This is a genomic window from Sphingomonas sp. NCPPB 2930, assembly GCF_042867205.1.
In the GTDB taxonomy this organism is placed as follows: Bacteria; Pseudomonadota; Alphaproteobacteria; order Sphingomonadales; family Sphingomonadaceae; genus Sphingomonas.
The window spans coordinates 1-12,246 of the sequence record NZ_JBHZQU010000029.1; the positions used below are offsets into that span (position 1 = coordinate 1).

At 62.7% G+C, this 12,246-nt stretch carries 5 protein-coding genes; 4 read left to right on the forward strand and 1 reads right to left on the reverse strand.

The genetic code is table 11. The annotated features are described in order from the left end of the window. The coding region (locus ACFX59_RS17860) for a transposase (protein WP_387434349.1) at positions 1-243 on the forward strand (243 nt) is incomplete at its 5' end. Between the two features lie 721 nt (positions 244-964). On the opposite strand, the gene ACFX59_RS17865 is transcribed toward ACFX59_RS17860, so the two are convergent. Further along, a complete protein-coding gene (locus ACFX59_RS17865; RefSeq protein WP_387434351.1) occupies positions 965-1,579 on the reverse strand; it encodes a tyrosine-type recombinase/integrase in 615 nt (204 codons plus the stop codon). 142 nt (positions 1,580-1,721) lie between these two features. Between ACFX59_RS17865 and ACFX59_RS17870 the strand changes: the two genes are divergently transcribed. From ACFX59_RS17870 to ACFX59_RS17880, 3 genes are all read left to right on the forward strand, one after another. Beyond that, a complete protein-coding gene (locus ACFX59_RS17870; RefSeq protein ID WP_387434353.1) occupies positions 1,722-2,990 on the forward strand; it encodes an EAL domain-containing protein in 1,269 nt (422 codons plus the stop codon). 167 nt (positions 2,991-3,157) lie between these two features. Further along, positions 3,158-4,843 (forward strand): ShlB/FhaC/HecB family hemolysin secretion/activation protein, encoded by a 1,686-nt coding sequence (locus ACFX59_RS17875; RefSeq protein WP_387434355.1) that lies wholly within the window; start codon positions 3,158-3,160, stop codon positions 4,841-4,843. 69 nt (positions 4,844-4,912) lie between these two features. Next, the coding region (locus ACFX59_RS17880; RefSeq protein WP_387434357.1) for a YDG domain-containing protein at positions 4,913-12,246 on the forward strand (7,334 nt) is incomplete at its 3' end.

Genomic DNA, 12,246 nt, shown 5'->3' on the forward strand with positions numbered 1-12,246 from the left:
CATGGTGTGGTGCTCGACTTCAGCAGGCCTGGAAAGCCGACTGACAATGCGTTCGCGGAGGCGTTCAACGGCCGGGTGCGGGCCGAATGCCTCAACCCATACTGGTTCTTGAGCCTGGACGACGCACGGGTAAAATGTGAGGCGTGGCGGCGCAATTACAACGAGCACCGTCCGCATAGCTCCCTCGGCAACCAGACCCCGATGGCACGCGCTTTTTCGTCAGGGCAGGCATGCCTGCCCTGACTAGAAGAGAGCCGGTTTTCTCATAAAGACCGGACCAAAGACGGGGTGAGGCTCACCGAGGGCCGGTCTCTAGTTCCACCTGGATGAAGAAACGGGGGTCACGTCACCGCGGACATCATCGATATGGCAGCGTGACTCACATCCAACAGCCTCCGGTAAACCCGGCGCGGTTCAGGCCAGTTCGCGGTCATCTTGGGCGAGCGGTTTATCAGGATCATGGCGGCGTAACGTTCAGCCGCTCACACAGGAAATTCCTGACCTACCCCACCGCTGGCATCATCGGTAGCCAGTCGATCACGACCACTGAAGTTCGGTTAGTTATCGTTGCCATCAGGCGAACGACCCAGCGTATCTCAGAGATCCGATTATGCGTCGGGCTCTGAGAGAAGCGTCGTTATGAACCCTTCTTGGTATGTGCTGGTTATAGTTTAGTTTATATGGCTGAAAAAATCGTCATTTGATGATTTTTTCCAGTGTGCTACAGCCTAACGGCATGAAAAATATGAATAAAATATGATACACTATAGCCCAAAGTGTATCAACCTGCAAGCTATCTTTCCATTTTCAGGCAGCCTTTCTCTAGAAGGTGCGCACGCTTAGCAAAATGCGATTAAGCATAAAAATATAGTCAATGATAAGCAAAAAATTAATGGATTGTTAATTGATTAAATGAAATCTTGCGTTGTTAGGGATGTCATAATTTTCTAAAAACCTGTTGAAATTAAGTGGTTATGCTTGCGCTGCGCAGTGAAGGTCGCAGATGGCTTGAAGGACTCTTCCACATTTTTGAAGCTAGCTGGCGCTCTTCAGGGCCGACGGCATCAGCATATATTGCCGTGGTTTTAATATTTACATGACCAAGCCAGCGCTGAACTAAGTTCAGGGGGACGCTTGCTTGAATGGCGCGCACTCCAAATCCATGACGCAATCCTTTTGGAGAGGCGTGATAGCCATCGATATTTGCCGCTTGCATGACCTCCCGGATGCGACGGTAACCGGTCATCCGAGACCAGGGCCACAGGTGGTCCATGCTATCATTCCTAGAATTCATCCATGTGCGAAGAAATCTCAAATAATCCGTGGGCAATGGCACGGATCTGTAAACTATTTTCCCTCTTTTCTTAAGACTTAGTATAATAACACACCGCGATGTGAAGTCTATGCTTCTTTCGCAAAGCGATAGGGCTTCGGATATTCTGCATCCGGTATAGGCTATCATAAGGCAGAATGCCTGTATATCGTCAGAAAATAAAGCGGAAGCTTTCATAAAAAGATTAATTTCTGAGTTGTTAAGATATTTGCGGCGGCCGCCGCTGCTGAATATAGTGTTTGTCAATTATGGTACTCCTTGCGTGCCGGCTGATGCCAATCGATTTGTAGTGATGTAATTCCTGATACTTCGCCGCCCGATCGCCTGTTACACTTTGGGCTAAACCGTCTCGCAGGGCGATGAGATTCGCCTCGCATGGGGGTGGCGGATGATTCAGTTGGGGCGCGAGATGATGGTGCGCGGGCGTTCCGCAGCGTTCGCGCCAGGGTTGGTCGTGCGATCCATGGAAGCATCGCCGCTTTCCCTGTCGTTCCGAGTGGCCAACGACGCGCATATTCGCCGCGCTTATGGCGCTGCTGTTGCCGACGAAGTGGTGGCGGAACTTAGCCATCGGCTGTTCAATATTCTGCCAGCCAATTGCCGCATCATAAACGACGGCAATGGGGTGTTTGTGGCCCACCTTCACGGTGACGACTTGCCGGGGGGCGAGGTGGCAGGCGCTGTTCTTCCGGTTTGGCTTGCAGCTTATTGTGCCGGTGTTCTTGTCGATCCGGTCGATACTCAGGCGGGGTCGTTGTGTGTCTGGCTGTCCGCTGATTGGGCCTTTGAAGGGCGTGAAGGCGAGAAAGTTTTTCCTTTCCAGGGGGGGCCGGTTGGCGAAGGTAAGGAATGGGAAGGATTCTATCGCTCGGATATGGCCCGGGCGGTGGAGTTCTTGCCCTTGCTGTCTCAGCCAAGGGGCAACCTGCATAGTGGACTGGTTCTTTACTGGCAGCCGGTGGTGGGGGGGCAGGGTGACGTCCTGTATCATGAGGCGCTGTGCCGGCCTTGCGGAGCCGATGGCAGGGTTCAGTCGCCCGAGCCCCTGCTGCTGGCGCTCGAACGGTTGGGTTTTGCGTGTTTGCTCGACCGGCATGTCGTCTCGGCGGTAGTCGACGAACTTGAGGCCGCACCCGGCGTGGTGCTGGCGGCCAATGTCTCGGCGCAAAGCCTGTCGTGTACGCATCTGTGGAACGAGGTGATCGAGCGGCTGGAGCAGCGCCCCGATATCGCTCGGCGCCTGGTCTGGGAGATCACCGAGACCGCGCTCGTTACCGATATGAATCGCGCGGTTGCATTCATCGCGAGGGTCCGGGCGCTGGGGTGCCGCATTGCGATTGACGACTTCGGGGTGGGCTTCGCCTCCATCCGCCAGCTGCTGGTCTTCTCGCCCGATATCATCAAGATCGACCGGCTGTTCATAGACCGGGCGGTACTCGGTCCGCGCGACGCGGCGATCTTTCGCCAACTGGTCGAACTAGCCCGCTCCTTCGGCGCTGAGGTGGTGGCCGAGGGCATCGAGACTCGCGCTCAGGCCAAGATCGTCGAGGCTGCAGGCTCGGTGTGGCAGCAGGGCTATCTCCACGCCATGCCCTCACTGACCCGGCTGTGGTGGCAGGGCTGGGGTGGCGCCGAGCGGTTGGAGCCGCCGCGATGAGGTTTGCTCCCGCCATGCCCGGTGTCGTGCGGTCTTTCCCCCGTCTTATTCGTCCTGCCGATCGGCGGGTATTGTTGCCTGAGGTTGCCATGTTACCCCTTCCGCGTCCCACTCGCTCCCGGCTGAGCAGTTGCCGTATCTCGATCCGGTTGGGTGGAGCGGCAGCTATGCCGATGATGCTGGCACTGGCGCCTGCGGCCCTGGCACAGGGCGCGCCGTCGCAAATCGTGCCCCCGACCCTCGACCCAAACCGGGTGCAGGACAATGTTTCGCGCCCATCTGAGCCGGTGCCCTCAGCCCCGCCGGTGATCCAGGCCTCGCCGCAACAGGCCGTGCCGGCAGCGGCGGCGGCCACCCGCTTCGTGTGGAAGAACGTGCACATTGAGGGGGCCACGGTAATCCCCGTCGCGCGACTGATGCGCGAATGGAAGCATGCGCCGGGCGAAGAGGTTAGCGTCGAGGACGTGTTCCGCTTCGCCAATGCCGTGACACGGCTCTATGCGAAGAAGGGGTATGCCATTTCGTTCGGGGTGGTGCCCGAGCAGCAGATCAAGGACGGTATCGTCACGCTGCGCGTCGTCGAGGGCTTTGTCAGCCGGATCGACTTCACTGGTGCGAAACTGCCCAGCGGCCTGCTGGGGCGCGGGCCCGTCGCCGATATCGCCGAGCGCATCCGCCAGTCGCGGCCCCTGCGCAATGCCGATCTCGAACGTTACCTGCTGCTCATCAACGACGTGCCCGGCGTCACCGCACGTGCGACCCTGTCACCGGCATCCGATGTGGTGGGGGGCTCGATCCTGACCATCGACATCGCGCGCAAGCGGCGTTCGATGGATGTGGGCTATAACAGCTTCATGCCGCGCACGCTCGGCACCCATGTCGTGGGCGGGACGGTCGAGGGCAACGCGCTGCTCACCGGAGGGGACCGGCTGCGACTGGGTGCGTATCAGAGCATCACCAGCAATGCATACTGGAGCCTGTCGGGCGACTATGCTTCGATCCTCGATCAGGACGGGCTGTCACTGGCGGTTTCGGGCAGCTATTCGCACACCCGCCCGACCACGCCGTTGCTGCGCCTGCTCGGCTATCAGGGCGGTGCGACGACCGGGCGGGTCGGTCTGAGCTATCCTTTCATCCGGTCGCGAACCGAAAATCTCGCGATCGAAGTGGTGGGCGCCATCGCCAACACCGACTCCGAACTGCTGGGGCGTGCCGAGATGCGCGACCGGCTGCGTTCGGTGGTGACGGCGCTGACCTATGATGTAACCGATGCGCATCTGGCGGCCAATTCGCTACGGCTGGGGTTGGAGCAGGGCATCAAGAAGCTCGATGCGCGCGCCAATAGCCGGGCGAACGGGCGGCTCGACTATCTGCTGCTGACTATGGAGGTGCAGCGGCTCCAGCCCATCGCGCGGGTGGCGGGCGGCCAGGTGTCGATGCTCATGTCCGGGCAAGGTCAGGCGGCGGCAAAGGGGCCGCTCTACAGTTCGGCGGAATGCAGCTTTGGCGGACGCCGCTTCGGGCGGAGGTTCGACGCGGGCGCGTTGGTCGGCGATCATTGCCTGCTCTCCAGCCTCGAATTGCGCTGGAGCGCACCCGCCAACATCGGCGACATGCCGGTGGGCGTGCAGGCTTACGGTTTCGCCGATGCTGGAAAGGTCTGGCAGCAGGGAAGGCTTTTGCCCGGTGAGCGCCGCCAGGCCTCAGCCGCGTCGGCGGGGCTGGGGCTTCGGCTCAGCCTGACCGATCATATCAGCGGGGGCATCGAGGCGAGCCGCATCATCAGGACACCGAACGGCAGCCAGCGCGAGCGTGGCGGGCGGCTGCTCGGCAACGTTTCCTTCCGGTTTTGACCGCCCGCGGCCGCGTCGGGAGTCCGGCCGCGGGCCGTGTGGGCCAATCGATTTTCAGGATGTAGTGGGATGACGAACAGGGGCAAGCGCTGGTACGGGGGCACGAGCGGGATTGCGATGACGGTCGCGGCGGGGGCGTTGCTGCACGCCGCACCGGCCTTCGCACAGGTTTCGGGCGGTCGGGTCGTCGCCGGTCAGGCGACGATCAGCGGGCAGGGGACGTCGCAGACGACGATCACGCAGACCAGCGACCGCGCCATCGTCAACTGGGATCGCTTCTCGCTCCGCGAAGGCGACATGGCGGTGTTCCAGCAGCCAGACGCCAGGTCGATCACCGTCAACCGGGTGACGGGTGCCGACCCCTCGACCATCCTGGGTTCGATCCAGGCCAATGGTCAGGTCGTCCTTATCAACCGCAACGGCGTGCTGTTCGGCAAGGGCTCCAAGGTCGACACCGCCGGGCTGATCGTCTCGACGCATGACATCGACGCGCAAGGATTCATGCGCGGCGACTCGCTGCTGCGCTTCAACGACGGCGGCAACAACCAGGCGGAGATCGTGGTCGAGGGGCGGATCACCATCCGCGATGCAGGCATGGCGGCGTTCGTCGCACCGCATGTCCGCCATTCCGGGCTCATCACGGCCGATATGGGCCGGGTGTCGCTGGCGGCGGGCAAGGGGTTCGGGATCGACCTGTACGGCGACGGACTGGTCCGCTTCGCCACGTCGGATGCGATCACCGGCACGCTGAAGGATGCCAAGGGCCAGCCGATCAAGGCGCTGGTCGAGAATGACGGCACCATCGCGGCGCAGGGCGGCAAGATCCTGCTGACCGCGACGGCGGCGCGCGAGGTCGTCAATGCCTCGGTCAACGTGGCGGGGATCGTGCGCGCGGATTCCGTATCGGCGCAGGGCGGGGTGATCACCCTGTCGGGCACGAGCGGGATCACCACCGAGGCCGGCTCGGTGATCTCGGCGGCGGGTGCGACGGGCGGCAGCGTGACGATCAGCGGCGGCAGCGTCGGGCTGGGTGGACTGGTCGACGCGTCCTCCACCGGCATAAGGCAGGTGGGCGGCAGCGTCGCGGTGCGGGCGGACGGGCTGTTGTCGCTGGGCGGCACGACGCGCGCGGTATCTGCGCTGGGCTCGGGCGGCAGCGTGACCTATCAGGCGGCGCGGCTGTCCGAGAATAGCGACGGACGCACCGACGTGTCGGGCCTGATCGACGGCGGTACGATCCGTTCGCTGATCACCAACAACGCGATGAGTTCGGGCCGCTATTTCGCCGACGGCATCTATGGCCTGGGCGGACGGATCGACATGACCGCCACCGACCTGCGGTTGCTCAGCGCGACCGTGTCGGCGACCGGGCGCGGCGGCGGTGGCCTTGTCCGGCTGGGCGGCGCATTCCAGGGCGGCAAGACGCCGGACACGACGCAGCCCTATTATCAGAGCTTCCTGGGGCGCTGGGGCGTGCTGCCCGATCTGGCGGCGGCGGGCCATGCCTTCGTCAACGACGGCACGCTGATCAATGTCGCATCGTCCAGGGGGCAGGGCGGTACGGCCGTCATCTGGTCGGACGCGCAGACCACCTTCCTGGGCGCGATCGACGCGCGCGGCAGCGGCGCGAAGGGCAGTGGCGGCGCGGTCGAGATATCGTCGGCAAAGGACCTGCGCCGCACCGAGCTCCGTCATGTGCTTGTCGGTGGCGGGAACCTCCTGCTCGACCCGAAGAACATCGTTATCGGCGACGCCGTGCAGGCAGCGTCCTGGGCGTATCAGGGTATCATCGGCAAATGGTATGCCGTGCCGGGGATCGCGCAACTGGAGGCAGGCGACCTGTTCGGTATTTCCGTCGCGCTGAATAGCGACGCGACAGTGATGGCGGTGGGGGCGTCTGGTGACGCGGGCGCGACGAACGCAACCGCGAGTGCCGGTGCGGTCTATATCTTCAAGTTCGCGGATTCGAACTTCAATGGTGGCATTCTCAATCGCGTGATCGGTAAAGGCTATACCGGTGGCGGGAATTGGGACCTGTCGGACCTGTCCGCCAACGATCAATTCGGCATCTCGGTCGCACTCGATGGGGCAGGTATGGCTCTGGCCGTCGGGGCGATCGGCGATGACGGTGCCGGTAATTACGGTGGTTCCAACAATTATGGAGCCGTATATCTATTCCGTCTGAACAGTGATGGCAGTACCTATGCGCGTGCTACGCTGGGCTACAACTATTATGCATCGAGCGGCAAGGGTACGCCCAATGGCATGAAGTTCAACGAGCTTCGTACCGGTGATGGCTTCGGTCGATCGGTTGCCTTCAACAGCGCCGGTGACAAGCTGGCGATCGGTGCTGTTTTCAGCGACGGTTTTGATGGAAGCGCGACCGATGTCGGCGCAGTCTACCTCGTCACTGGGCTACAGACCGGGGCCTCTGCAAACGGCGTGGGCACAAAGGCCGGAGCGATCAGTTTCAGCGGTTCGGGCACCAGCGGCACCAATTTCAGCGTCGCCAATCTGGAAGCGAAAGATAGCTTTGGCCAATCCGTTTCGTTGAACGCGGACGGGACGCGGTTGGCCGTCGGAGCGTGGGGCGATCGGGGAACCGCCAACAAGCGAGCCAGCGGGACCACGGGCGCGAGCACGGGCGCCGTATATCTCATAAGCTTCGGCAACACCTCCTTCGGATCGCCGCATGTCGATGGTATCATCGGTGCAGGGTATACGGGTGCCAACGATATCAATGTCGGGCCGACGTCATCGTTCGCCTACCCAATCAATGCCGGCAATGCGTTCGGAGCTGGCGTTGCGCTGAACGGCGCGGGCGATCGACTGTTCGTCGGGGCCAGCAACACGGCCGGGGCGGCGGGCAACGCCTCGGGCAGCGGTAGCGTTTATCTGTTCAGCTTCGGTTCCAGCGGTTCTTCCGTATTCGGCACCGGTAGCGTTCAAGGTGTGCTGGGCACCGGATATAGCGGCGGCAACAGTCACAACGTAATTGGAGTTCAAGCCAACAGTTTTTTCGGCATTTCGGTCGCCACGGATCAATATGCAAAACGACTGGCCGTCGGTACGCTGGGGGACAGCGGCGCGATGGGGACCGCACCCTATTCGGGTGCGGTCCGCTTGTTTACTTTCTCGGACACCGGCTTTGGCGGTTTTGTTCAAGCTTCTACTATAGGCAATGGGTATAATCGCGCAGCGCCCGCATTGGACGCAAGCGACTATTTCGGGTGGTCGGTCGCGCTGAATGCGAATGCGACGCGCATGGCTGTCGGCGCGGTCAACGACGACGGCTTAACCAACGGCTTCCAGGACGCCGGCGCGGTCTATCTCTTTTCGTTCAGCGACAGCAGCTTCAATGGCGGCACGCTGCAGGGGATCATCGGCAAAGGCTATACCGGCGGCAAGAACGTCAACGTTTCTCAACTCGAGGCGCAGGACAATTTCGGGACTGGTGTTGCGCTCAGCGCGGACGGCACCAAGCTGGCGGTCGGCGCCTATGGCGACGATGGCAGCGGCAACACTCCGAGCACGAACAACAATTACGGCGCCGTCTATCTGTTCAGCTTCAGCGACGGCAATTTCACCGGCGGTACGCAACGGGGCGTGATCGGCAGCGGATACACGATATCCGTGCCGGGATTGGACAAGGGCGACTCCTTCGGATCGAGCGTCGCATTCAATGCGGCGGCCGATCGTCTGGCGATCGGGGCATCGCACGATGACGGTTTCGGAGCCGGGTCCAGCAGCGCGGATTATGGCGCCGTCTATCTGTACGGCTTCGACATGTCGGACGCCACGACGCCGTTCAAGAGCCCGACGCTGCTGGCAACGATCGGCTCCGGCTATGGCGGGAGCGGTAGCGCGGGCAACAACCTGGGTATCAGTGTGTCGGGGCTTCCCTCCGGCGCGTGGTTCGGCAACGGCGTCGCGTTGAATGGGACCGGCGATCGACTGGCCGTCGGTGCGCCCAACGAAACCGGTGCAGGCGTGTCCGGGGCCGGTGCTGCCTATCTGTTTGGTTTTTCGTCAGCTATCGACTTCGCTGGCGCCGCGTTGATCGGCAAGCTGGGCAATGGCGAAAGCGGCGCCAACCACGTGATCCTGTCGCAATCTGACCGGTTCGCCACCTCGGTCGCTCTAGACGCGACGGGTGATCGCCTCGCGGTCGGCGCGCCGACGCAATCCGACCAGACCAATGGTGGTGCGGTCTATCTGTTCGCGTTCGATGGCACGTCGGCGTTCCACGGCGTCACGCTGAATGCGACGGTGGGCCGGGTCGTCGGCTCGACGCCAAACATCCCGATCGTCGGCGGCACTGCCAGCAATTTGCTGGGCAGTTCCGTCGCGCTGAGCGCGGACGCCACGCGCCTGGCGACCGGTGCCATCAACGACGCGGACGCGATCGGCGGCACGGCGGGCAGCGGCACGGTTCGCGTGTTCACCTTCACCGACGGCAAATTTGCTGGCGGCGCGCAGGCGGGGACGATCGGCAAGGGGTATAACGACAAGAATATCGACCTCGGCGGCTATCTTGATCCCAGCGATGGTTTGGGTTTTGGGGTCGCCCTGAATGCGGATGCCACGCGGCTGGCCGTAGGGGCCTATCGCGACGGCGGCTTCGGCAATGTCGGAACCAACCGTGGCGCGGTCTATCTGTTCAGTTTCACCGACAGCAATTTTTCGGGCGGCAGGCTGCAATCGATCATCGGCAGCGGTTACACGAGCGGCAAGAACTATAATCTGTCTACCCTGGACGATGAGGACAATTTCGGCCGGTCCGTCGCGTTCAATGCGGCGGGCGACCGGCTGGCGGTCGGCGCGAGCGGCGATGCCGGGGCGGGCAATTCGGGCAGCAACACGGGCGCCGTCTATCTGTTCAAGGTCGGCGATTTCGCATCGTCTTCGCCCGTCACCTTGTTGGCGACGCTGGGCAAGGGCTATAGCGGCGGCAGCAGCGGCAGCAACCTGGGCTATAGTTCCTCGGGGCTGGACACGGGTGACTTGTTCGGCGTCGGCGTTGCACTGAATGCAGCGGGCGATGTGCTCGCCGTTGGTGCATCCGGAGACGACGGGTATGGGGCCGGAGCGACTAGCGACAACTATGGTGCCGTCTATCTGTTCAAGCTGACCAGCGACAGCAACGGCATTTCCGCCGTCACCACCCCGAGGTTGCTACAGCATGGCAATGGCCTGACCGCCCCGATCACGAACTATACGTTCGGCTCCAGCGTGGCGCTGAATGCATCGGGGGACCGGATGGCGGTCTCGGCATTGGGCGATCGCGGCGCGAGCGGCAGCGCCTCACTGCCCCTGGGTGCGGTCTATCTGTTCGGGCTGGACAATTCGAACAGCGCCAATCCGTTCAACCCGACGCTGATCGGACGCGTCGGGTTGGGCTATACATCCATGGCCAAGGACGTGAACGTACCGCTGGCCGCGGTGGGCACCGGTTTACGTTTCGGCGCCGGCATCGCGTTGAACGCCGATGCCAGCCGCCTGGCGATTGGAGCGCCAGGCGCGCCCGGAACGGATGGCAGCGGCAATAGCCTGACGGGCCCCGGGCAACTCTATGTCCTCGATTTCTCCGACAGCAGTTTTTCCGGCGGCAGCGTCAGCGCGCAATTCGGTCGGGGCGTAAGCGGCGCGGTCGATGTCGGAGCGCTGGAGGCGGGGGATAAATTCGGATCTAGCGTCGCCCTGAACGCGCGCGGAAACCGGATGGTCATCGGCGCCAACTACGACGGCGGAGCCGGCAACGTCTCCACCGGATCGGGTGCGATTTACCTGTTCTCCATTGCTGGGTCGGCCGGGGTTTCGCTGAACCAGACCTATGGCACGACCGCGGCCGACACCGTGACGATCGGCGCGGCGGCCATCGCCAACCAGCTGGCGCAGGGCACGACGGTCACGCTCCAGGCGTCGAACGACATCACCGTCAACAGCGCGATCACGGTGACCGGTAGCAGCAGCAATTTGTTGACCCTGCAGGCGGGGCGCTCGGTACTGATCAACGCCAACATCACGAGCAATGGCGGCGGCGTGAACCTGATCGCCAACGACAAGGCCAGCAACGGCGTGGTCGATGCGCAGCGTGATTCCGGCGCGGCGGCGATCACCATGGCGTCGGGCACGTCGATCAATGCGGGTACGACGGGCGACGTCTATATCAACCTGCGCAACGGCGCGGGCCTGACCAATGCGACCAGCGGCAACATCACACTGACCACGATCACCGGCAAGACGGTTACCGCGATTAACGAGGGGCCCACGGCAGGTAGCGGTGTCGTACTCTCCAGCGGTGCCAGTCTGACGGCAAGTGCTACTGGCTCCAACGCGATCGTTCTGGCGGGTAAGAGCTTCACGAACAATGCCGGCGCCTCTGCGCTGTCGGCGGCCAATGGCAAGTGGCAGATCTGGTCGACCACGCCGGTCAACGACACGCTCGGCAGCCTGACCTATGACTTCAAGCAATATAACGCCGCGTTCAACAGCGGGGTGACAACCCTGGGGTCGGGCAACGCACTCTATTATTCGGTCGCGCCCACCGTCACGCCGACACTGGCGGCCAGTACCAAGACCTATGACGGCACCACGACCGCTACGGCGGGCACGATCACGTGCAGCAACTGCACCGGCATCAACGGCGACACGCTTACAGCCTTTTCCGCCTCTGGCGGCACCTATGATACGACCGCTGCGGGGGCCGGAACCAAGACCGTCACCGTCGCGGCGAACGCTGTCACCATCACGGCAAAGGATGCGAACAACAAGCCGGTCTATGGCTATCAGGCGCTGGGTGCGCTGACGAATACGGCCAGCACGATCGAGAAAAAGGCACTGACGATCACCGCGCCGAGCATCGCAGCCAAGACCTATGACGGCACGACAGGGGCGGGGGCGCTGACGCTGGGTACGCTGTCGGGCCTTGTGGGCAGCGAGACGGTGACGGCGACCGGGACGGCGGGCGCCTTGTCGAGCGCGAATGCCGGGAGCCGTACGGCCGATGTCAGCTACACGCTGGCCAACGGGACCAATGGCGGTCTGGCAAGTAACTACACGCTGGCGACGACGACGGGCGTGACGGCGCTGGTGAACGCCAAGGCGCTGACGATCACCGCGCCGAGCATCGCGGCCAAGACCTATGACGGCACGACGACGGCGGGGACGCTGACGCTGGGCACGCTGTCGGGCTTTGTGGGCAGCGAGACGGTGACGGCGAGCGGGACGGCGGGTGCCTTGTCGAGCGCGAATGCCGGGAGCCGTACGGCCGATGTCAGCTACACGCTGGCCAACGGGATCAATGGCGGTCTGGCGTCGAACTATACGCTGGCGACGACGACGGGTGTGACGGCGCTGGTGAATGCCAAGGCGCTGACGATCACCGCGCCGAGCATCGCGGC

What these genes read in the sequence shown, in the direction of transcription:
- ACFX59_RS17870 (WP_387434353.1), top strand. Translation starts at nt 1,722, where the DNA reads ATGATTCAGTTGGGGCGCGAGATGATGGTGCGCGGGCGTTCCGCAGCG.
- ACFX59_RS17875 (WP_387434355.1), top strand. Translation starts at nt 3,158, where the DNA reads ATGCCGATGATGCTGGCACTGGCGCCTGCGGCCCTGGCACAGGGCGCG.